Raw genomic sequence first — 22,910 nt, 5'->3', positions numbered from 1 at the left:
CGGCGTTTTGCGCGAAGGCGGTCCAGATGTAGCGGGGCAGGCGCGGCCGCCCCACTAGCCGATGGGGGGCATGCGTGGCAACGCGGACACGCAGAATGCGCGGCAGGCGCCTGTCATGGGAGGGGATCACCCGCCTGAGACGGCTGCGTCAGTTGCAGAACTACGCCACCCTTGGCCTCGTGATCCTTGGGCCGCTTCTGGCCTTCGCCACCTACCTGCTGCTCGGGCCCCTCGATCAGGGCACATCCTCCAACGGGCTGCGGCTCGTGCTCTTGGCGGACATGGTCTATGTGCTCATGGTCGCCGGGCTGGTGCTGCAACGGGTGGCCCGGATGATCGCAGCGCGGCGCTCGCGCTCGGCGGGCTCGCGGCTACACTTGCGCCTGACCGGCGTATTTGCGCTCATGGCGCTCTTGCCGACGATCACGGTGGCGGTCTTTGCCACTTTGTCGGTCAACATGGGGCTGGAGGCGTGGTTTTCCGACAGGGTCGGGCGCGTGGTCGACAGTTCGGTAGCCGCAGCCCAGGCCTATGAGGACGAGCACCGCCGCGATCTGGTGACCGATGCGCGGGTTCTGGCGCAGGTGATCAATGCCACCAAACGTGCGACGGTCTTCATGAGCGATGGCGATATCCGGCAAGTCCTCTCGTCAGGGCAGCGCGAGATTCAGCGCGGACTGCGCGAGGCCTTCGTGATTGACGGCACCGGTGAGTTGCGGGCGCGCGGCGAGCGCTCCTACCTCTTCGACTACGAGGAACCGACGCCCGAGCAGATCGCAGAGGCCCGCGACGAGGGCGTCACGGTGATCCGCGACTGGGACAATAATGAGTTCCGCGCGCTGATGCCACTCGATGCCTTTGCCGACCGGTTGCTCTATATCAGCCGCAATGTCGATGGCGCGATCCTCAACCTGCTCGACGACACGCAGGAAACCGCACGGTTCTACAAGCAACGCGAGAGCGAGCGCGGGCGCCTTCTGTTCGAGTTCGGGCTGCTCTACCTCGGGTTTGCGGTGATCCTGATCCTCGCCGCGATCTGGCTTGGCATGTGGTTCGCCGAGCGTCTGTCGCGCCCCGTCGGGCGGCTCACCTCTGCCGCGCAGCGGGTGGGCGAGGGCGATCTTGACACGCAGGTGCGCGAGGAAGACGGCGACGACGAGATCGCGCAGCTCAGCACTTATTTCAACCAGATGACCCGGCAGTTGAAGGGCCAGCGCGAACGCCTGCTCGCCAACACCCAACAGATCGAGCGCCGCCGCCGCCTCTTTGATTCGGTGCTGGGCTCGGTCTCGTCGGGTGTCGTGGGGCTCGACGCCAAGGGGCGCGTGACCTTCGTCAACCGCGCCGCCGAACGCCTGCTCGACTGGCAGGAGGATCAGCAATCCATGGCGCTGTCGGTCGCGGTGCCCGAATTCGGCCCGCTCTTTGACCGGCTACGCACAGTCCCGAGCGGCTTCGTGCAGGAAGAAATCAAGGTCAGCCGTGGGACGCGGCAGGAAAACCTGCTGGTGCGTATGTCCACCCGGATGGGCGAGGGCGGACGGCGCGAGGGCTATGTGGTGGCCTTCGACGACGTGACCGATCTGGTGACGGCACAGCGTATGGCCGCCTGGGGCGACGTGGCACGGCGCATCGCGCATGAGATCAAGAACCCGCTGACGCCGATCCAGCTGAGCGCCGAGCGCATAAAGCGCAAGTTCGCGAAGCAGCTTGAGCCGGATCAGGCCGAAAGCCTGGAGCAGCTGACCGATGTCGTGGTGCGTCAGACCACCGATCTGCGCCGGATCGTCGATGAATTCTCGAAATTCGCCCGCATGCCCGAGCCCCAGACCGAGCCGCTGAGCCTGAGCCAGGTGCTGCGCGAGGCCGCACTCTTGCAGGAGAGCGGACAGCCAGATGTGCGGTTCGATCTTGATCTGAGCGACGCGCCCCTGCGCGCCGAAATCGACGCGTCGATGATCGGGCAGGCGCTGACCAACCTGATCAAGAACGCAGGCGAAGCGATCGAGAGCCTGACCGAGAAAGGCGCGCCCGAAGGGCATCAGCCGATGATCCGAATCGAGAGCGCCGAGGATGAGGGGCAGGCGGTGATCCGCATTTCCGACAACGGAATCGGCCTGCCCGAGGATCGTGCGCGCCTCTTCGAGCCTTATGTGACGACGCGCGACAAGGGCACCGGCCTCGGCCTGCCCATCGTGAAAAAGATCATCGAAGAACATGGCGGCACGCTCACGCTGGAGGACGCCATGCCATTCGCGCCGGGCGCGCATACTGGTGCCTGTGCGGTGGTGCGCCTGCCGCTGCTTCAGGCGCAAAACGAGACTGTAGAGGCCAGGGCGGCCGTGTGAGGGACCAATGAGTGACATTCTGATTGTCGATGACGAACGCGATATCCGCGAACTGATCTCGGATATTCTCGAGGATGAGGGCTATACCACCCGCCGGGCGGGCAATTCCGACGAGGCGATGACGGCGATCGCCGCCGAACAGCCCGGCCTTCTGATTCTCGATATCTGGCTCAAGGACAGCCAGATGGACGGCATCGACATCCTCAAGACCGTGAAACGCGATTATCCGGATGTGCCGGTGGTGATCATCTCGGGGCATGGCAACATCGAGATCGCGGTCGCGGCAATCAAGCAAGGGGCTTATGACTTCATCGAGAAACCATTCAACATCGACCAGTTGATGGTGGTGATCCGGCGCGGCATGGAAACCAGCCGGTTGCGGCGCGAGAATCAGGCGCTGAAACGCCGCGAGACGGCCCCGTCGGAAATGCTGGGCGACGCGCCCGCGTTTCGCAACCTGATCGGCCAACTGGACAAGGTCACGAAATCGAACGGGCGGGTGATGCTCACCGGGCCGGCCGGTTCAGGCAAGGAACTTGCCGCGCGCTATATCCATGCGAATTCGCACCGGGCCACCGGCCCGTTCGTCACCGTGGGCTGCGCCTCGATCGCGGCGGACCGGATGGAAGAGGTGCTCTTTGGCCGCGAAAGCGCCGAGACCGGCGTGACGCCGGGCCTGCTGGAAGAGGCCAATGGCGGGGTGATCTATTTCGACGAGGTGGCCGACATGCCGCCCGGCACGCAATCCAAGATCCTGCGGGTACTGGTTGACCAGACCTTTCTGCGGGTCGGTGGCAGCGACAAGATAAAGGTCGATCTGCGGGTGATTTCCTCGACCAGCCGCGATCTGGAGGCCGAGATCGCCGCCGACCGGTTTCGCCGTGAACTCTATCACCGGCTCAACGTGGTGCCGATCAGCGTGCCCAGCCTGGAAGAGCGGCGCGAAGATATCCCGGCACTGGCCACGCATTTCATCGACATGCTGCACAAGACACAAGGATTGCCGCTGCGCGAGATGTCCGAGGAGGCAGCAGCCCTGTTGCAGACCATGCACTGGCCCGGCAACGTGCGCCAGTTGCGCAACGTGATTGAGCGGGTGCTGATCCTTGGTGAAGGGGGCGGGTCCATTGCCGTGACCGAATTGCCGGGCGAGACTGCGGGCCCCGTCGAGGAAGGGCGCGTGGTGTTGTCGGGCATGGTCGCCACAATGCCCCTGCGCGACGCGCGCGAGGCGTTCGAACGCGAATACCTGATGACCCAGATCAACCGTTTCGGCGGCAATATCAGCCGCACGGCGGAATTCGTGGGGATGGAGCGCAGCGCGCTGCACCGCAAGTTGAAATCGCTCGGCGTGGTCACCAGTGCCAAAGGCGGGCGCGACGACGAAGACGACGAGACGACGCGCGCGGCAGGATAGCGCCTAGCGCGGCAGCGTGTCCTCGTCCTCGGTCTGCCCCGCCAGCCAGTCGCGAAAGGTCAGCAGCGCGGGATCGCGCGCGCGGGTTTCCGGCCAGACGAGGTAATAGGCGCCCGACATTTCCGTGCGCACGCCCCAGACGTGGGCCAGCCGCCCGGTGGCCAGATCCTGTTCCGCGAGGTAATCGGGCAGCAGCGCCACACCCAACCCGTGCAGCGCCGCCTGCGTGATGGTTGAGAATTGATCATAGACCGTGCCGGTGATGCGCGCATCCTTGATGCCATGTGCGCCAAACCAATCGGCCCAGGCATTGGGCCGCGTCTCGATATGCAGAAGCGGCAGGCGCAGCAGGTCGCGGGCAGAGGTGACCGGGGGATGGGCGGCCAGAAGATCGGGGGCAGCGACCGGCAGAACCGCCTCGGTTTTCAGCCGCAACGCATCCGTTCCCGGCCAATCCGCATTGCCGAAATGTATTGCCGCATCAAAGGGTTCAGAGGCGAAATTGAACGGTTTTAGCCGGGTGGAGAGGTTGATCGTCACCTCCGGGTGTCGGCGCGCGAAATCGGCAAGGCGCGGTACCAGCCAACGCATGCCGAATGTAGGCAGGATCGCAAGGCTCAGGCTGCCGCCGACCGGGTTCACCGTCATGTTCACCGACGCCTGCGCGATCTGCTGCAAGGCACCGCGCACCTTGTCGGCATAGACCGCCGCATCGGGCGTCAGGCGCATGCTGCGCCCCTGTCGGAGGAACAGCGTCACGCCAAGCTGATTTTCAAGCGTTTTCAATTGCCTGCTGACCGCACTTTGCGTCTGCGCCAGTTCCTCGGCGGCGGCAGTGGCACTGCCGAGCCGGTCGAGCGCCTCAAGCGCGCGCAGCGAGGAGATCGAGGGCAGGAAGCGGCGGGGCAGGGACATGCTTGCGAAAAACTCATGGATTCATGTGGATTTATCGTTATTCATGCGGGTTTGGCCAGTGTAAATTGCCTGTAACTGATAAAGATACATGAGGATTGCGCCATGAATGCCAATACCCCCACACTGCGCGCCAAGGATGCACCGGATCTCAACTCTTTTGAATGGAGCGACCCGTTCCGCCTGAGTGACCAACTCTCGGAAGAGGAACGGATGATCGCGGAAAGCGCCCGCACCTTCGCGCAGGAGAGCCTTCAGCCGCGCGTCATCGACGCCTATCGAGAAGAGCGGGTGGAGCCGGAGATTTTCAAGGAAATGGGGCAAATGGGCCTCTTGGGCACAACCATCCCCGAGGAATATGGCGGGCTGGGATCAAGCTACGTGAGCTATGGTCTGGTGGCGCGCGAGATCGAGCGGGTCGATTCGGGCTATCGCTCGATGATGAGCGTGCAAAGCTCCTTGGTGATGTATCCGATCTATGCCTATGGCAGTGAGGAGCAGCGCCGCAAATACCTGCCGGGGCTGGCGAGTGGCGAGCTGATCGGCTGTTTCGGCCTGACCGAGCCGGATGCGGGCAGCGACCCGGCGGCGATGAAGACCCGCGCGGTGCGCACCGAGACGGGCTATCGCCTGACCGGCTCCAAGATGTGGATTTCCAACAGCCCGATTGCCGATGTCTTCGTGATCTGGGCCAAGTCCGAGGCGCATGACGGCAAGATCCGGGGCTTCGTGCTCGAGAAGGGCATGGCGGGGCTGAGCGCGCCCAAGGTGGGCGGCAAGCTGAGCCTTCGTGCCTCGGTCACCGGCGAGATCGTGATGGATGGCGTCGAGGTGCCGGAGAGCGCCCTTTTGCCGAATGTTCAGGGGCTTAAGGGGCCTTTTGGATGTTTGAACCGGGCCCGCTACGGCATCGCCTGGGGTGTCATGGGCGCGGCTGAGTTCTGCTGGCATGCCTCGCGGCAGTATGGCCTTGATCGCAAGCAGTTCAACCGGCCACTGGCGCAAACGCAGCTCTTTCAGCTCAAGCTGGCCAACATGCAGACCGAGATCGCGCTTGGCCTGCAGGCGGCGCTGCGCGTCGGGCGGCTGATGGACGAGGCCAATGCCGCACCCGAGATGATCAGCCTGATCAAACGCAACAATTGCGGCAAGGCATTGGAGATTGCACGCCACGCCCGCGACATGCATGGTGGCAACGGGATTTCAGAAGAATTTCAGGTCATTCGCCATATGGTCAATCTGGAGACGGTCAACACCTATGAGGGAACGCATGACGTGCATGCGCTGATCCTGGGCCGTGCACAAACCGGGTTGCAGGCGTTTTTCTAAGGTGAAGAATGGCATTCAAGCCACTGGTTGAAATCAGGAAAATTTCCGTGGGTCGCGCTAAATGAGCGGCCCGCTCACCTCGCTCTGGCAGGCAAGCGCGGCGGAGGAATTCACCGCACCCCCGTTGCAAGGCGAGCGCAGCGTCGATCTGGCCATCGTCGGCGGCGGCTACACCGGCCTCTCGGCGGCGCTCGAGGCTGCCGGGCAGGGCGCGGATGTCACCCTGCTGGAGGCCGAGACGGTCGGGCATGGCGGCTCTGGGCGCAATGTAGGGCTGGTCAATGCCGGGCTCTGGCTGCCGCCCGATGCGGTCTGCAAGACGCTCGGTCAGGCGGCGGGTGAGCGGCTCAACACCGTGCTGGCCGCTGCGCCGGATGTCGTCTTTGACCTCATCGAAACCCATGCCATCGCCTGCGAACCCGTGCGCAACGGGACGCTGCATCTGGCGCATGCTCCCAAGGGTCTGTCGCAGTTGCACGCGCGCATGGCGCAGATGCAGGCGCGCGGCGCACCGGTGCGGCTGCTGGAGGCCGAAGAGGTCGCCACGCGCACCGGAACCGACCGGTTTCACGGCGCGCTGCATGATCCGCGCGCGGGCACCATTCAGCCGCTGGCCTACGCGCGCGGACTGGCGCGCGCGGCCGCAGGGCAGGGCGCCCGGCTGCACGAACAGAGCCCGGTCACGGCGGCCACGCGCCATGGCGGGCAATGGGTGATCCACACGCCGGGCGGCAAGCTGCGCGCAAAGCATCTGCTGATGGCGACCAACGCCTATCACAGCCCCGCGCCCCCCGTGCGCCTGCCCGAGATGCCGGTGGTGCAGTTCTACCAACTGGCGACAGAGCCCTTGGGCGACAACCTCGCGCGCGACATTCTGGCGGGCGGCGAAGGGTGTTGGGATACCGGTCTGGTGATGACCTCGCTGCGGCGCGATGCGGCGGGGCGGATCATCCTGGGCGGCATGGGCGGCGAGGCAGGCACGCATGCGAACTGGGCGGAACGCAAGCTCACGCAATTATTTCCGCGCCTGCGCGGCACCGCGATCAACCACGCCTGGGCGGGGCGCATCGCGATGACCGGCGATCACCTGCCGCGCATTCAGCGCATCGGGCAGGGCGGCTATGCGATCTATGGCTATTCCGGACGGGGCATCGCGCCGGGCACGGTGTTTGGCCGCGCCGCTGCGCGGGCCCTCCTGAGCGGTCAGGAAGACGATCTGCCGGTGCCGACGGTCGACGCCCATCGCGAGGCTTTCGCGGGGCTGCGCACCCTCTATTACGAGACCGGCGCACGGATGGCGCACCTGATCGCCGCGCGCGGCTGAGCAAATTCGCACACAGAGTGTTGAGGGGCCGGGCATTGAGCGGACGGCAAAGCCGGTTATGTGCCTTAGACGTTGTGTAAAAGGAATATGACAATGGCCCTGACCGAGAGCGGCGGCAGCTTTACCCAAGGCAATCTTTTCCGGCATGTGTCGGTGATGTCCTTCACGTCAAGCATCGGCTTGATGGCGATCTTTGCCGTCGATCTCATTGATATCGTGTTCATTTCCATGCTCGGGCGCGACGAGCTGGCAGCGGCGGCGGGCTATGCCAGCGCGCTGATGTTCTTTGCCAGTGCGGTCAATATCGGGCTCTCGATTGCGGCGGGCGCCCTCGTGGCGCGGGCCGAGGGTGAGCGCAACCGCACAGACGCCCGCGAATATGCGACCAGCACGGCGGTAATCGCGGTGGCGACGGGGCTGGTTCTGCCGCTTCTTATGCTGCCGTTTCTCGATGTGCTTCTGGGTCTTCTAGGGGCCAGCGGGGCCGCGACAGAAATGGCGTCGGGCTACCTGTGGATCATCCTGCCGACGACGTTCCTGTCGGGCCTGTCGATGGTGGCGGTCGCGGTGTTGCGCGCCTATGGCGATGCGCGCGGCGCGATGTATCCCGCGCTTCTGGGCGCGGGCGTCAATCTTGTCTTTGACCCGATCCTGATATTTGCCGTCGGGCTTGGCCTCGAAGGGGCGGCGGTGGCGACGGTTCTGGCGCGTCTGGCGACGGCAGCCTTGGCGCTTTTCCTCGCGGTGACGCGATATCAAGCCTTTTCCCGGCCACGCCCGCAATGCGTGGCGCGCGATTTCAAGGACGCGGCGGGCATTGCGCTGCCTGCGGTTCTGGGCACGGTGGCGACACCGCTTGGCACCGCCATCGTGACGCGGGAAATGGCGAAATACGGCACCGATGCGGTGGCCGCCATGGCGGTGATCAACCGGATGGTGCCTGTCGTATTCTCCGTCGTGCTGGCGCTCTCGGGGGCCATCGGGCCGATTTTCGGGCAGAATTTCGGGGCAGGGCGCATGGACCGGGTCTATGAGACCTTTATCGACGGGCTCAAATTCCTGGCCCTTTACGTGGTCGCAATGTCGGCGCTGCTCTTCGTGTTGCGCGCGCCGATTGCGGACATGTTCAACGCCAATGATGACATGCGCGCCATCCTCTATCTCTATCTCGGGCCGCTGGCGCTCGGCTCGTTCTTCAACGGCGCAATCTTCGTCGCCAACGCGTCGTTCAACAACCTCGGTCATCCGGGCTACTCGACCGGCGTGAACTGGGCGCGGCACACGATCGGAACATGGCCCTTTGTCGTGGCCTTCGGCGCGATCTGGGGCGCGCAGGGTGTGCTGGCCGGACAGGCGATCGGGGGGGCGGTCTTTGCCGCCGTGGCGGCCTGGCTGGCGCTACGGGTGATCGAGGCCCCATGCCGCGATCCACTCGCAGCGCATTACACATGCCCGGATCAGCGCATGCAGGTGATCAGCAACCGGTCGCAGCGCTGATATCCATTAGGCGCATAATCAGTATTATGTAAATATTTGATCTGTCACCCAGACGCAGAGTTTCCGGAAATACATCAACAGATCATTGCCTTGCACTGGGTTTCTCATGCGCGTGAAGCTGCGGCGCGACCCGCTCCCCTGATCCCTGACGCGGTGTGCTGTGTCATTCGCGCCGCCCTGTCTCCTGCGATTGACAGATTGACAGATGCCTCACTCGACACAACACTGCAAAGCGGTCTAAACGTCGGTCCGGAGGAAGCCTGCACATGACATCCATTCTGGTTCTGAACGGTCCGAATCTCAATCTTCTCGGTACACGACAGCCTGAGGTCTACGGTCACACGACGCTCGCGGATATCGAGGCGATGTGCCTTGCGCATGCCGAGACGCACGGGCTCGACCTCGCCTTCGAGCAAAGCAATCACGAAGGTGGACTGATCGACGCCATTCACGCCGCGCGCGGCACCCATGATGGGATCATCCTGAATGCCGGGGCCTATACCCATACCTCGGTCGCATTGATGGATGCCCTGGCCTCGGTTCAGATTCCGGCAATCGAGCTGCACCTCTCGAACGTGCATGCCCGTGAAGACTTTCGCCACGTCTCCTATATCGCGCGGGTCGCCGTCGGTGTGATCTGCGGCTTCGGCGCGCCGGGCTACATCCTGGCCCTCGATGCCATGCGCGGACATCTGGAGCGCAGCGGATGATCGACCCAAAGGTCGTCAACCGGTTGCTGAATGTCACCACGATCGAGGAATTGTGGGACCTTCATACGCGGCAGATGGCAGATTACGGGTTCGACCGGCTGATCTATGGCTGCACACGGTTTCGCACCGAAACCTCGCTGGGCGATCCGGATGATTTCGTCATCCTGTCGAACCACGCACCGGAATATATCGACACCTTCATCGATCAGGGTCTCTATTTCCACGCGCCGATGGTGCGCTGGTCGCTCGGCAATGACGGGGCCTGTTCGTGGTCGATCCTGAATGACCGTCTCGCCGCCGGTGAAATGACCGCGCAGGAACGCGCGGTGCTGGAGTTCAACCAGGCGCATGGGGTGACGGCGGGCTACTCGATCAGTTTCAAGTCCCTGCGCCCGCGCATGAAGGCCGCGATGGCACTCACTGCGCGGCGCGGCGCGACACAGGCCGAGGTGGATCAACTGTGGTCCGAGGTCGGCGAGACAGTTCTCGCGCTCAACAACCTGGCGCATCTGTGCATCCTGTCCCTGCCCTACGAATCACCCAAACGCGCCCTGACCTCGCGGCAGCGCGAGGTTCTTGGCTGGGTCGGCGATGGTAAGACGGTGCAGGATATTGCCATGCTGATGGAACTTACCCCCGCAACCGTCGAAAAACACCTGCGGCTGGCACGCAAGGCGCTCAGCGTCGAGACCACCGCGCAGGCGGTTCTCAAGGCGGCATTCCAGAATCAGATTTTCTTCCTCGATGCTTGAAGGCTATTAGATTCAATACCTTAGAAAATGGTATGGAATCCCTTACTTTCCTTACGTTAGGTAACGTCGCATTATGTCACCGTTCCGTGAGTGGTGGCTTTATTGCCTGGGAACATAGGGGGGCGTTCAGCCTATCGTTTCGGGGAACGCTCCCTTTTCCGGGTCTTCCGGATGTCGGCTGTCGGTCCTTATTCCATCGGGGTTGGCAGTCGACGCTTACGGGCCGTCGTTTCATCCCCAATAGACGACCGGTCAAGAGCGGTGTCGCCTTAACCGGCGGCACCGCTTGTTTCTTTGCCACCCGGGCATGAACCGGGCATGAAAAAGGGGCCCGCATCGGGCCCCTTCTCAACCGGATTGCGCCGTGGCTCAGCCCTGTGCGGCCTTCGCCACCTCGGCTGCGAAATCCTCTTCCTTCTTCTCGATGCCTTCGCCCACTTCAAGACGCACGAAACACGCGATGGTTGTCCCGGCTTCCTTGGCGGCAGCCTCGACCGTCAGGTCGGGGTTCATCACGAAGGCCTGACCGAGCAGCGTGACTTCGGACATGAATTTCTTCATCCGGCCAACGATCATCTTCTCGATCACCGCATCCGGCTTGCCGGACTCGCGGGCGATCTCGATCTGAACCTGCTTTTCCTTTTCGACGACCGCCGGGTCGAGCGAGGCCTCATCCAGCGAGGCGGGGTTGGTGGCGGCGATATGCATCGCAACCTGACGCGCAAACGCTTCGTCACCCGAGAACGCCACCAGAACACCGATCTTGCCCATGCCGTCAGCCGCGGCGTTATGGACGTAAGACACGACGCCGTCGCCTTCGACGCGGGCCATGCGACGCAGCGACATGTTCTCACCGATGGTGGCGATCTTGTCGGTCACGGTGTCGGCCACGGTCTTGCCACCCAGATCTGTCGCGCTCAGCGCGTCGATATCAGCAGCCCCGAGCGCGGCATCGGCGATCTGCGAGACCATGCTCTGGAAATCGGCGTTCTTGGCGACGAAATCGGTCTCCGAGTTGATCTCGACCGCAACACCGACACCACCGGCGACCTTGACCGCGACCAGACCTTCGGCCGCAGTGCGCCCGGATTTCTTGGCCGCCTTGGCGAGGCCCTTGGTCCGCAGCCAATCGACGGCCGCTTCCATGTTGCCATCGGTCTCGGTCAGCGCCTTCTTTGCATCCATCATGCCTGCGCCTGTCGTGTCGCGCAGTTCTTTTACCATTGCAGCAGTGATCGCCATCTTGGCTCTCCTCAAATTCGGTATATCGCGGGGGCGGGATAGCCCTGCCCCCGTGTCAGTTTCGTGACAGATCTCAGCCTTCGGCGGCTTCGGTCTCAGCGACGGCCTCTTCGACGGGCGCCTCTTCCATGGCACCGAGGTCGATGCCGGCGGCGCCCATCTGGGCTGTCATGCCGTCGAGTGCCGCGCGGCTGACCAGATCGCAGTAAAGCGCGATGGCGCGGGCAGCGTCGTCATTGCCGGGGATGATGTAATCGACACCATCGGGCGAGCAGTTGGTATCGACCACGGCCACGACCGGAATGCCCAGCTTGTTGGCTTCGGCCACGGCCAGCGCCTCTTTCTTGACGTCGATCACGAACAGCATGTCCGGAACACCGCCCATTTCGCGGATCCCGCCGAGCGACGCCTGAAGCTTGGTCTGGTCGCGCTCGATGCCGAGACGCTCTTTCTTGGTCAGGCCTTCACCGCCTGCTTCGAGGATTTCGTCGATCTGCTTGAGACGCTGGATCGATTTCGACACCGTCTGCCAGTTGGTCAGCGTGCCACCCAGCCAGCGGTGGTTCATGTAATACTGGGCGCATTTCTCGGCGGCTTCCGCCACCGGCTGCGCGGCCTGCCGCTTGGTGCCGACAAAGAGGATGCGGCCGTTCTTGGCAACGCATTCACGGATCGCGTTGAGCGCCGCGTCGAGCATCGGCACGGTCTGCGTCAGATCCATGATGTGGATGCCGTTGCGCGCGCCATAGATGAACTCGCCCATACGGGGGTTCCAACGCTGCGTCTGGTGGCCGAAGTGAACGCCAGCTTCAAGCAGCTGACGCATGGAGAACTCGGGAAGAGCCATGGTCGTGTTCCTTTTCCGGTTTGCGCCTTGGCACGGGGTGAGAAGCGGGATGCTTCAACCGGTGGACCACAACGGGGATGTCTCCCCCGTGAGCCCGCCCATGCCTGCGGATTTCAGTGCCGCGCGTATAGCGGCCCCTGCCCGCCTGTGCAAGCCCCGCCGGGGTTTTTTGCCAAGCCCCTCGCACGGCCCATTGTGACAGGGGCGGAATGCGCCTAGATAAACCCCGTTCTCTTGATGAGAGTTGCCATGACCACGCCCTTCGAAGAGCCCCCGATCGTCCCCAAGAAACCGACCCGTTTCGGCGGGCTGCGGACCAGTTTCCTGACCGGTCTGGTGGTGATCGCCCCGGTCGGTCTGACGATCTGGCTGATGTGGACGCTGATCGGCTGGGTCGACGGGTTCGTGCTGCCGCTCATCCCTGCGCATTACCAGCCCGAGCGCTATATCGGCATCAACCTGCGCGGCGTCGGCGTGGTGATCTTTCTGATCTTCACGGTTCTGGTGGGCTGGGTCGCCAAGGGTCTGATCGGGCGATCGCTCATCCGCTTCGCGGAATCGCTGGTCAACCGGATGCCGGTGGTGCGGTCGATCTATTCCGGCGTCAAGCAGATCGCCGAGACGGTCTTTGCCCAGACCGAGAGCAATTTCGAGAGAGCCTGTCTGGTGCAATATCCGCGCAAGGATATCTGGGCCGTGGGCTTCATCTCGACCGAGGCGAAGGGCGAGATCAACCAGAAGGCAGAAACCGGCAGCGACCTGCTCAGCGTCTTCGTGCCCACCACGCCCAACCCGACCAGTGGCTTTCTGCTGTTCTTTCCGCGCGAGGACGTGATCGAACTGGACATGAGCATCGAAGACGCGGCCAAGCTGGTGATTTCGGCGGGTCTTGTCTATCCGGGCCAGAAAAAGCCCGAGGAGATGCGCAAGAAGGCCGGGTGATGGGCGGCGAGAGGGCTGGCCTGTTGCTGTCGTTCAGGTGCAGCACCAATGCGCGGAATAGAGGTGCCGCAGGCACCGCCGCGCAGCGCCCGACCGCCCCGTCGCACCGAAGGTGCGCCAATCCCACCGGCACGCCTCCGGCGTGACGGGCGGGCGCTTTTGCAACGTTTCAAGCTATTGAAAACGCGGGAGTGTTTGGCTGGCATAAAGTGCGGTCCACCGAGGTTGCTGCGCCCACCCGGCGGTCGGGCACCGCGCGACTCATCTCGCTAACATCAAAGGTCAGCAACAAGCCACTCTCTCCCCTGCCCCGCGCCTTACAACGCCGTCCAGCCACCATCGACGCTGATCGTCGTGCCGGTGATCTGCGCCGCCGCGTCCGAACACAGGAACAGCGCCGTGCCGCCCAACTGCTCGGTGGTGGCAAACTCCTTCGACGGCTGCCGCTCCAGCATGACCTTCTCGATCACCTCGTCGCGGTCCATGCCGTATTTTTCCATCGTGTCGGGGATCTGCGATTCCACCAGCGGGGTCAGCACATAGCCCGGGCAGATGGCGTTCGCGGTGATCGGCTCTTTCGCGGTTTCCAGCGCCACCACCTTGGTCATGCCGACAATGCCGTGCTTGGCGGCGACATAGGCCGATTTGTAGGGGCTCGCGGTCAGTCCATGCGCCGAAGAGATGTTGATCACCCGACCCCAGCCCGCCTTGCGCATGATGGGCAGCGCGGCTGCGGTGGTGTGATAGGCGGAATTGAGGTTGATCGCGATGATCGCGTTCCACTTGTCTGCCGGAAACTCGTCGATCGGGGCGACATGCTGAATGCCCGCGTTGTTGATCAGGATATCACAGGCCCCGGCCTGTTCGATCAGCGCACGGCACTGCTCGCCATCGGACATGTCGGCCTTGATGTAGCGGGCCTTGGTCCCGGTCTCGTCGGCGATCTCCTTGGCCAGCGCGTGATCCTCGTCCGAATCGGTAAAGGAGTTCAGCACCACATCGACCCCGGCGCGCGCCAGTTCCCAGGCGATGCCCAGCCCGATGCCGGAATTCGAGCCGGTGATGACAGCGGTTTTGCCTTTGACGCTCATGCCTGTTCTCCCTTGTTCAGAATGCACGCGCAGCATATGTGCCGCATCTGCGAATTGCACGGGGAATGAGGATCACGAGGGTGAGAGCGGGCCAAAAAAAACGCCCGCACGAGGCGGGCGTCAAGTTATTGAGGCAGGTTTCATACAGGCAAGAAACCTATCGAGCAGTGCCCCCTTTATAAGCAATCCTGCGCCTCGGGCCAAGCTAAAAGTTTGAAAAGACGTGAATCCGCCTCTACGCTCAGCGTCTGATAAACAAGGAACATTGAGGATTGTCGCCAAAATGGGATCAGAATTTTTCCACAAAATCCGGGCCGCCCTCTGCGCGATAATCCTTGCCGCGGCCGGTGCGCAGGCGCTCGGGCAGCCCGCGCATGGCATAGCTATGTATGGCGACCCTGCCCTGCCACCTGATTTTGTGTCCCTGCCCTATGCCAACCCGGATGCCCCCAAGGGCGGACGGGTGGTCACCGGCAACGTGGGCGGCTTTGATTCGCTCAATCCCTTCATCCTGCGCGGCAGTCCACCCTGGCAATTGGCGCATCTCACGCATGAGACCCTCATGGGGCGATCCTGGGACGAGCCATTCACGCTTTACGGGCTTCTGGCCGAATCGGTCGAGACCGACGAGGCCCGCACATGGGTCGAATTCACCCTGCGCGAGGAGGCCCGATTCTCCGACGGCACCCCGGTGACGGTCGAAGATGTGATCTGGTCCTTCGAGACACTGGGAACCGAGGGCCATCCGCGCTACCGCGGCTTCTGGTCCAAGGTGAGCAGCATCGCGCAGACCGGGCCGCGAAGCGTCCGGCTGGAGTTCACCGAAGAGGATCGCGAACTGGCCCTTCTGGCCGGGCTGCGCCCGATCCTGCAAAAGGCGCAATGGCAAGGCCACGACATCGCCGAGGCGGGGATCGACGATATTCCCCTCGGCTCCGGCCCTTACGTGGTCGAGAACTACGAGGTCAATCGCCACGTCACCCTCCGCCGCAACCCCGACTATTGGGGTCGCGACCTGCCTTTCCGGCGTGGCACCAACAATTTCGACGAGATCCGGATCGAGTTCTTCGGCGACGACACCGTGCTGAAAGAGGCCTTCAAGGCCGGGATCATCAGCTATGTGCGCGAATTCAACGCCGAGGCCTGGGCCGAGGAATATGATTTCCCCGCCGTCACCCGCGGCGAAATCGTGAAATCCGAAATCCCGCATCAGAAACCCTCGGGCATGACCGGTTTCGTGATGAACACCCGCCGCGCGCCGCTCGATGACTGGCGCGTGCGCGAGGCGCTGATCACCGCGTTCAATTTCGACTATATCAACGACACGCTGACCGGCGGGCGGCAACCGCGCATCACCTCGTATTTCTCCAACTCGGAACTGGGCATGGATCACGGTCCCGCCACGGGCCGCGTGCGCGCGTTGCTGGAGCCTCACGCCGACACCCTGCCCCCCGGCACGCTGGAGGGCTACAGCCTGCCCGAGGGCGACGGCACCGCGCGCAACCGCAAGGGGCTGCGCCGGGCAATGCAGCTTCTGGCCGAGGCAGGCTGGCAGGTTGAGGAGGGCCGACTGGTCAACGCCGACGACACACCGCTGCGGCTGACGGTGCTCTTGCAGCAGGACGGTCTGATCGCGCAGGCGAGCGCGATGATGGATATCTATGCCCGCGCGCTCGACCGGCTGGGCATCACCCTCGAGGTCGAGAGTGTGGACAAGGCGCAATATGCCGAGCGCGAGGCGCAATATGATTTCGACCTCACGATGATGCGCCGCTCGCTCTCGCTCAGCCCCGGCAACGAGCAGATGTATTACTGGGGTTCCGACGGGGTGGACGATCCCGGCAGCCGCAACCTGATGGGCATGCGCTCGGACCCCGCCGAGGCGATGATCCGGACCATGCTGGGCGCGCGTGACCGCAAGGAATTCGTCGCTGCCACCCGCGCGCTCGACCGGATACTGACGGCAGGGCGCTACGTGATCCCGATCCACCAATACAGCACCGGCCGTATTGCCCATAAGGCGCAGTTGAAGTATCCTGAAACGAAGCTGCCGATCTACGGGGACGGTATCGGTTTCCTCCCCGAGGTCTGGTGGTTCGAGGCAGAAGAATAAGAACAGGCAACAACCATAGGCAGGAGCATGCAAAAACTGATTGCGCTTGTCCTCATCACCACGCTGGCAGGCTGTGCCACCGTCGACGGTGTGGGACGTGACATATCGGGTGCTGCGCGCGGCGTTCAGAGCTGGTTCTGAGCGCGCAAGTCCAGCAACATGACCGAGGGCGATCTTGCCCCTGCGCGCCTTCGGCGATGCGGGTCGTTTTTCGTGTAGTCCTGACGCGCCCGAGGCATATGCCTTTCCCCTTGACGCCCCCGCCCATCCTGTCAAAACCGCCCGCATGAGCAGCGGAACCCTGACAATCGACCTCGACGCCATTGCCGCCAACTGGCGTGCCCTCAATGCCATGTCGAGCGGCGAGACCGCCGCCGTGGTCAAGGCCGACGCCTACGGGCTCGGCGTCGACCGTGTGGCGCGGGTACTAGCGCGCGCGGGCGCGCGGCATTTCTTCGTGGCCATCGCCGAAGAGGGCGTATCGCTGCGGCAGGTGCTGGGCCCGGATGTGGCGATCCACGTCTTTTCCGGGCACATGCCCGGCGATGCGGACATGATCGGCGACTTGGACCTGATCCCGATGATCAACTCGCTCGACCAGATGATCCGCCACGCCGAGGCGCTGCCGGGCCACCCGTTCGGCGTGCAACTCGACAGCGGCATGAACCGACTGGGGATGGAGCCCACCGAATGGGACGCGGTGCGCCAGATCGCGCTGGCGCAGAACCCGGTCATGCTGATGAGCCATCTGGCCTGCGCTGACGAACCCGAAGCGGCGATGAACGCGCAGCAACTGGCCGCCTTCCGCGCGATGACCGATGATACCGATGTGCCGCGCTGTTTCGCCAATACCGGCGGTATCCTGCTGGGCTCCGACTATCATTTTGACCTCGCCCGCCCCGGCATTGGCCTCTATGGCGGGCGGCCCTATACCGACGCACGCCCGGTCGTCACCCTCGACATTCCGGTGATCCAGTGCCGCGACATCGCCCTCGGCGAGATGGTGGGCTATGGCACCGATTTCACCGCGCCCCGCGCCATGCGCATCGCGACCGTGGCTGCGGGCTATGCCGATGGCATCCTGCGCGCCATGGGGCCGAAAACCAGCCTTTGGGCCGAGGACACCCCCTGCCCCATCACGGGCCGCATCTCGATGGACCTGATCGGCGTCGACATCACAGATCTCGGCCGTGACCCGTCGCATCTGCAACTGCTCGGTCCGCATCAGGGCATCGACGTGCTGGCCGACAATGCAGGCACTATCGGCTATGAGATCCTGACCTCACTGGGGGCGCGTTACATGCGGCGCTATATCGGCGGATGACCCTGATCCTCGGCTTTCTTGCGTCCATCGGGCGCACGGTGCTGGCGGGGCTGGCCGGCATGGGGCGGATCACGCTTTTTGCCAGCGACACGGTCAGTCATCTGGCGCGACCGCCCTTCTACTGGCGCGAATTCGGCCATGCGCTGGTGCAAATCGGCTGGCTGTCGCTGCCCGTGGTCGGCATGACGGCGCTCTTCACCGGTGGCGCGCTCGCCTTGCAGATCTACGCGGGCGGCGCGCGCTTCAACGCCGAAACCGTGGTGCCCTCGATCGTCGCCATCGGCCTGACACGAGAGCTTGGCCCCGTTCTGGGTGGCCTCATGGTCGCCGCGCGCGTGGCCTCCTCCATTGCCGCCGAGATCGGCACGATGAAAGTGACCGAGCAGATCGACGCGCTCACCACGCTCTCGACCAACCCGATGAAATACCTCACCCTGCCCCGCGTGCTGGCCGCCACCCTCGCCGTGCCGCTGCTCGTGGGCGTGGGCGATGTGATCGGCATCATGGGCGGGTTTCTGGTGGGCGTGGGCCGCCTTGATTTCGGCGCGGCCACCTACCTGCACAACACGATTGATTTCCTCGAGACATGGGATGTCGTCTCCGGCATGATCAAGGGCGCGGTCTTCGGCTTCATCGTGGCGCTGATGGGCTGCTATTACGGGATGAACTCCGGGCGCGGCGCGCAAGGCGTGGGGCGCGCCACCAAGACGGCGGTGGTCGCCGCCAGCGTGCTGATACTCGCATCCAACTACATCCTGACAGAGGTGTTCTTTTCGGCATGATCGAACTGCGCGACGTTCATAAGGCCTTTGGCGAGAACCGCGTCCTGCAGGGCGTGAACCTGACCATCGAGTCCGGCTCTTCCATGGTGATCATCGGCGGATCGGGCACCGGCAAATCGGTGGCGCTCAAGTGCATTCTGGGGCTGATCCGGCAGGATAGCGGGTCGATCACACTGGACGGGCGCGACGTCACCTCCGGCGATCGCGACGCCTTCCTGGCGCGCTTCGGCATGCTCTTTCAGGGCGGCGCGCTGTTCGACTCTCTGCCCGTCTGGCAAAACGTCGCCTTCCGCCTGCTGCGCGGCTCGCTCAAGCGGCCCAAGGCCGAGGCGCGCGAGATCGCGGTGGAAAAGCTGCGCCGCGTCGGCCTCAAACCGGACGTGGCCGACAAGTTCCCGGCCGAACTCTCGGGCGGCATGCAAAAACGTGTGGGCCTTGCCCGGGCCATCGCCGCCGAGCCAGAGATTATCTTTTTCGACGAGCCGACCACCGGCCTCGACCCGATCATGTCGGGCGTGATTAACGAGCTGATCCGCGAGATCGTGGTGGAAATGGGCGCAACCGCGATGACCATCACCCATGACATGACCTCGGTGCGCGCCATCGCCGATAACGTCGCGATGCTGCATGACGGGGTGATCCAGTGGACCGGCCCGGTGGGCGACATGGACCAGTCGGGCGATCCATATCTCGACCAGTTCATCCACGGCCGCGCCGACGGCCCGATCGAGGCGGTCCGGTGACGTCCCGCGCCAAGAATTTTCGAAAATTCTTGGCAAAAATCTTGCAAGATTTTTGCACGCAATCGCAGAGGTATGGCGCATAACATGCTGAAATACGCCAATCTCACCCTCCTGATCCTCTTCCCCGTCGCCTGGTTCGCGCCACTCCTGCGCGCGGGCATTGCCCTGCCGCTCTTTGGCCTCAGTGAGATCAGCATCATCTCGGGGCTTCAGGAACTCTGGCAAAGCGATGTCATCCTCGCCCTTCTGGTCACCTTCTTCGCGCTCTTCGCGCCCTATCTCAAGACCATCGGTCTCGCGCTGGTGCAGTTCGATCTGCTGGCCCCGCGTGCCCTGCCCGCGCTGCACCTCATGGGCAAGCTGGCGATGGCCGATATCTTTCTGATCGCGCTCTATATCATCGTGGTCAAAGGCGTTGGCCTCGCGCGGGTCGAGGTCGCCTGGGGGCTCTATCTCTTCACCTCCTGCGTGCTGGCCGCCATCGCCTTCGGCTTTCTGGTGGACAAAACCCGGCCCGCCTCCTGAACTGTCCCTATTTCGGCAACAACCCGGCGCAGTCACGCAACACTCCCCCTTTGTTGAGCCTGTGTTGAATGAATTAATCCTTTGCCTTTGACGCAATCGGCGTAAACTTGCCTATATTGGATATGGTCTTTCAGGGGGGAAGTCATGCCCGCACATTTGAAATCTGTTGCGCTGCTGACCCAATTTTTATTCCAACGGCTCGCCGTTGCTTTGTTTCTTCTGGCCGCGCTCGCGCTGAGTGCGGCAAGCATCGGGGCGGCGCTCGGGCTGGTGCCATGGCTTGAATTCGAGGCCGGGTTCGGCGGGGTGATATACCACAATGCGGGGCAAATCGGGCAAATTGGCCTGACCGTTCTGGCGGTGATGCTGTGCTTTTTCCTGCCCGCGAATGCCCGCATCATGGCGCTTGAAACCTCACACCGGCGCTTCAATATCGGCATGCAGGACGTGGCCCGCGCCTATCACGCCGCCCATGCGGCGGATCGCGACGGGCTGTTCCAACTCTCATCCGAGTTTGACGCCGTGCGCGAGCGTCTCGCCTACCTGCGCGAGCATCCCGATCTCGGCGGGCTCGAGCCGGACCTGCTCGAAGTCGCCGCCCAGATGTCGCATATCAGCCGCGAGCTGGCCGATGTCTATTCCGACGAGAAGGTCGCCCGCGCCCGGCAATTCCTGCACCAGAGGCAGCAGGAGGTCGAGGCGTTCAACGCGCGGCTCGATCAGGCCAAGCAGATCAGCCGCGACCTCAAGCATTGGGCGCATGAGGTTGATCTGGAGGAAAGCGTCGCGGCAAGCCAGCTGACCCGCCTGCGCGACGATCTGCGCGAGGTGCTGCCGGAACTGGGGTTGGAAGAGATCCTGCGCGCCGACGGCACGGTCATAGACCTCAGCAAGAAAGCCGCCGAATAATCGCGGTGCATTTTCGGGTTTGACCGTGGCCAGCCCTTGGGGCATGACCCGGACATGGCGAAATCCTCGACCTTTACCTGTTCGGCCTGCGGCGCGGTGCACAACCGCTGGTCGGGCCGTTGCGATGCCTGCGGCGAATGGAACACCATCGTCGAAGAGGCCCCGCTTTCGACCGGCCCCAAGGGCAAGACTCTCGGCGGCAAGCGCGGCGCGCAGCTGACGCTCACGGATCTCTCGACCGAAGAAGCCCCGCCGCCACGCACCCTCTCGGGTATCGGCGAGCTTGACCGGGTTCTGGGCGGCGGCCTCGTGCCGTCGAGCGCGGTTCTGGTGGGCGGCGATCCCGGCATCGGCAAATCCACACTGCTGTTGCAGGCCGCAGCACGCTTCGCAGGCGCGGGCCTCAAGACCTTCTACGTCTCGGGCGAAGAGGCCAGCGCACAGGTCCGCATGCGCGCGCAGCGTCTGGGGCTGGAAAACGCGCCGGTCAAACTCGCCGCCGCCACCTCGCTGCGCGACATCCTGACCACGCTCGAGGCGGAAAAGCCCGATCTGGTGATCATCGATTCCATCCAGACCATGTGGTCCGACACCGTCGAGGCCGCGCCGGGCAGCGTCTCTCAGGTCCGCGCCGCGGCCCATGAGCTGACCACATTCGCCAAACGCTTCGGCACCTCCGTGATCCTCGTCGGTCATGTCACCAAAGACGGCCAGATCGCCGGTCCCCGCGTGGTCGAGCACATGGTCGATTGCGTGCTCTATTTCGAGGGCGAGCGCGGCCATCAATTCCGCATCCTGCGCTCGGTCAAGAACCGCTTTGGCCCCGCCGATGAGATCGGTGTGTTCGAGATGACCGGGGGCGGGCTGGCCGAGGTCGCCAACCCGTCGGAGCTGTTCCTGTCGGGGCGCGGCGCGCCGTCGCCCGGCTCGGTCGTGTTCTCGGGCATCGAGGGCACCCGCCCCGTGCTGGTCGAGATGCAGGCGCTCGTCGCCCCCACCCCGCATGCGCAGCCACGCCGCGCCGTGGTCGGCTGGGACGGCGCGCGCCTCGCGATGATCCTTGCCGTGCTCGAGGCGCGCTGCGGCATCCCCTTTGCCGGGCTCGACGTCTATCTCAACGTGGCCGGTGGCTTGCGCATCAGCGAACCGGCGGCCGATCTTGCGGTCGCCGCAGCCCTGCTCAGCGCGCGTGAAGACACCGCCCTGCCCGCGGAAACGGTGATTTTCGGCGAAATCAGCCTCTCCGGGGCGCTCCGCCCGGTGGGACAGTCCGAAAACAGGTTGAAAGAGGCGCAAAACCTTGGTTTCACCTCGGCGATCATTCCGTCCGGTGGCAAGACCGGCGGCACCAGCGGCCTCAGCCTGACCCGGATGGGCGATCTGACTGCGTTCGTGGGTGATATTTTCGGCGCAGGTTAGGCGCGCCCAGAGGGACAGGACAAGGCTATGGACGGTTTTACCATCATCGACGGCGTCGTGGCGCTTTTCATCGTGCTGTCGGCGCTACTGGCCTATTCGCGCGGCTTTGTGCGCGAGGCGCTGGCCATCGCGGGCTGGGTCGTCGCCGGTATCCTCGCCTTCATCTTCGCGCCGCAGGTCGAACCGCTGGTCACCGAAATTCCAGTGGTCGGCGAATTCATCGCCGACAGTTGCGAGCTTTCGATGATCGGGGCCTTCGCGGTAGTCTTTGCCGTGGGGCTGATCGTGGCCTCGCTGATCACACCGCTCTTTTCGTCGCTGGTGCAGCGCTCAGTCCTCGGCGGGCTCGATCAGGGACTGGGTTTTGTCTTCGGCGTGGCGCGCGGCGTGTTGCTCATCGCCATTGCCTATTTTGTCTACGAGACGGTGATCAGCTCGCAAAGCATCGCGATCATCGACGACAGTCGTTCGGCACGGGTGTTCGCACAGCTGACCGGCAAGGTCGAGGATGGAAATCCCGAACAGGCGCTCGGCTGGATCACGCAGCAATACGAGGAACTGATCGGCTCCTGCGAAGCACCCGGGCAGTGACGCAACGTAAAGCGGCACAGCCCGCGAGCGCGCACAGGTTTCTGTGATAGTTTCGTGACATACCTGATCGGAGCGCGTATGAGGGGCGCAAGT

Annotated in this window: 21 protein-coding genes; 17 read left to right on the top strand and 4 right to left on the bottom strand. The window is 63.7% G+C overall.

Annotated elements, in window-relative coordinates; all coding sequences use genetic code 11:
• Positions 1 to 95: 95 nt before the first annotated feature.
• Entirely contained in the window at positions 96 to 2,348 is a 2,253-nt protein-coding gene (locus tag RID11_RS07360; protein ID WP_350137089.1) for a sensor histidine kinase NtrY-like, read from the top strand.
• 7 nt (positions 2,349 to 2,355) lie between these two features.
• Positions 2,356 to 3,765, top strand: a complete 1,410-nt coding sequence (gene ntrX / locus RID11_RS07355; protein ID WP_350137087.1) for a nitrogen assimilation response regulator NtrX — start codon at positions 2,356 to 2,358, stop codon at positions 3,763 to 3,765.
• Between the two features lie 3 nt (positions 3,766 to 3,768).
• On the opposite strand, the gene RID11_RS07350 is transcribed toward ntrX, so the two are convergent.
• On the bottom strand, positions 3,769 to 4,680 hold the full coding sequence (locus RID11_RS07350) for a LysR family transcriptional regulator (protein WP_350137086.1): 912 nt from the start codon (positions 4,678 to 4,680) through the stop codon (positions 3,769 to 3,771).
• A 102-nt stretch (positions 4,681 to 4,782) separates the two neighbouring features.
• On the opposite strand from RID11_RS07350, the gene RID11_RS07345 reads away from it, so the two are divergent.
• From RID11_RS07345 to RID11_RS07325, 5 genes are all read left to right on the top strand, one after another.
• A complete protein-coding gene (locus tag RID11_RS07345) occupies positions 4,783 to 6,006 on the top strand; it encodes an acyl-CoA dehydrogenase (protein ID WP_350137084.1) in 1,224 nt (407 codons plus the stop codon).
• A gap of 61 nt (positions 6,007 to 6,067) precedes the next feature.
• On the top strand, positions 6,068 to 7,330 hold the full coding sequence (locus RID11_RS07340; protein WP_350137082.1) for an NAD(P)/FAD-dependent oxidoreductase: 1,263 nt from the start codon (positions 6,068 to 6,070) through the stop codon (positions 7,328 to 7,330).
• A 93-nt stretch (positions 7,331 to 7,423) separates the two neighbouring features.
• The gene (locus RID11_RS07335; protein WP_350137079.1) at positions 7,424 to 8,827 is read left to right on the top strand and encodes an MATE family efflux transporter; all 1,404 of its coding nucleotides are present in this window, start codon (positions 7,424 to 7,426) and stop codon (positions 8,825 to 8,827) included.
• Between the two features lie 266 nt (positions 8,828 to 9,093).
• Positions 9,094 to 9,537, top strand: a complete 444-nt coding sequence (aroQ, locus tag RID11_RS07330) for a type II 3-dehydroquinate dehydratase (RefSeq protein WP_350137077.1) — start codon at positions 9,094 to 9,096, stop codon at positions 9,535 to 9,537.
• Entirely contained in the window at positions 9,534 to 10,289 is a 756-nt protein-coding gene (locus RID11_RS07325) for a LuxR family transcriptional regulator (RefSeq protein WP_350137075.1), read from the top strand. Before aroQ ends, RID11_RS07325 begins: the two co-directional genes overlap by 4 nt.
• Before the next feature lie 369 nt (positions 10,290 to 10,658).
• On the opposite strand, the gene tsf is transcribed toward RID11_RS07325, so the two are convergent.
• Complete coding sequence (gene tsf / locus RID11_RS07320; protein WP_350137073.1) at positions 10,659 to 11,531, bottom strand: translation elongation factor Ts; 873 nt, start codon at positions 11,529 to 11,531, stop codon at positions 10,659 to 10,661.
• 73 nt (positions 11,532 to 11,604) lie between these two features.
• On the bottom strand, positions 11,605 to 12,378 hold the full coding sequence (gene rpsB / locus RID11_RS07315) for a 30S ribosomal protein S2 (protein ID WP_350137071.1): 774 nt from the start codon (positions 12,376 to 12,378) through the stop codon (positions 11,605 to 11,607).
• Positions 12,379 to 12,627: 249 nt separating this feature from the next.
• Here rpsB and RID11_RS07310 point away from each other — a divergent pair, with 249 nt between their 5' ends.
• Entirely contained in the window at positions 12,628 to 13,320 is a 693-nt protein-coding gene (locus RID11_RS07310; protein WP_350137069.1) for a DUF502 domain-containing protein, read from the top strand.
• A gap of 317 nt (positions 13,321 to 13,637) precedes the next feature.
• Here RID11_RS07310 and RID11_RS07305 read toward each other — a convergent pair whose 3' ends face one another.
• Entirely contained in the window at positions 13,638 to 14,411 is a 774-nt protein-coding gene (locus RID11_RS07305) for a 3-hydroxybutyrate dehydrogenase (protein ID WP_350137067.1), read from the bottom strand.
• Positions 14,412 to 14,694: 283 nt separating this feature from the next.
• On the opposite strand from RID11_RS07305, the gene RID11_RS07300 reads away from it, so the two are divergent.
• The 9 genes from RID11_RS07300 (at position 14,695) to RID11_RS07260 (ending at position 22,817) form a co-directional block, all read left to right on the top strand.
• Complete coding sequence (locus tag RID11_RS07300) at positions 14,695 to 16,524, top strand: extracellular solute-binding protein (RefSeq protein ID WP_350137065.1); 1,830 nt, start codon at positions 14,695 to 14,697, stop codon at positions 16,522 to 16,524.
• 27 nt (positions 16,525 to 16,551) lie between these two features.
• Positions 16,552 to 16,665, top strand: coding sequence for an entericidin EcnA/B family protein (locus RID11_RS07295; protein ID WP_050661931.1), 114 nt, complete (start codon positions 16,552 to 16,554; stop codon positions 16,663 to 16,665).
• Between the two features lie 145 nt (positions 16,666 to 16,810).
• Entirely contained in the window at positions 16,811 to 17,848 is a 1,038-nt protein-coding gene (gene alr / locus RID11_RS07290) for an alanine racemase (protein WP_350137062.1), read from the top strand.
• Positions 17,845 to 18,630: an MlaE family ABC transporter permease gene (locus tag RID11_RS07285; protein ID WP_350137059.1), complete on the top strand. Its 786-nt coding sequence runs from the start codon at positions 17,845 to 17,847 to the stop codon at positions 18,628 to 18,630. The genes alr and RID11_RS07285 overlap by 4 nt, the downstream gene beginning before the upstream one ends.
• Entirely contained in the window at positions 18,627 to 19,373 is a 747-nt protein-coding gene (locus RID11_RS07280; protein WP_350137056.1) for an ABC transporter ATP-binding protein, read from the top strand. The genes RID11_RS07285 and RID11_RS07280 overlap by 4 nt, the downstream gene beginning before the upstream one ends.
• 84 nt (positions 19,374 to 19,457) lie before the next feature.
• A complete protein-coding gene (locus RID11_RS07275) occupies positions 19,458 to 19,898 on the top strand; it encodes a paraquat-inducible protein A (protein WP_350137769.1) in 441 nt (146 codons plus the stop codon).
• 144 nt (positions 19,899 to 20,042) lie between these two features.
• On the top strand, positions 20,043 to 20,807 hold the full coding sequence (locus tag RID11_RS07270; RefSeq protein ID WP_350137053.1) for a DNA repair protein: 765 nt from the start codon (positions 20,043 to 20,045) through the stop codon (positions 20,805 to 20,807).
• Between the two features lie 54 nt (positions 20,808 to 20,861).
• The gene (gene radA / locus RID11_RS07265; protein ID WP_350137051.1) at positions 20,862 to 22,226 is read left to right on the top strand and encodes a DNA repair protein RadA; all 1,365 of its coding nucleotides are present in this window, start codon (positions 20,862 to 20,864) and stop codon (positions 22,224 to 22,226) included.
• A gap of 27 nt (positions 22,227 to 22,253) precedes the next feature.
• Entirely contained in the window at positions 22,254 to 22,817 is a 564-nt protein-coding gene (locus tag RID11_RS07260) for a CvpA family protein (protein WP_350137049.1), read from the top strand.
• Positions 22,818 to 22,910: the final 93 nt, after the last annotated feature.

This window comes from Roseovarius sp. (assembly GCF_040219995.1).
Taxonomy (GTDB): Bacteria; Pseudomonadota; Alphaproteobacteria; order Rhodobacterales; family Rhodobacteraceae; genus Roseovarius.
The sequence above is the reverse complement of the archived record's forward strand: the minus strand, read 5'-3'. Positions and strand labels throughout refer to the sequence as shown.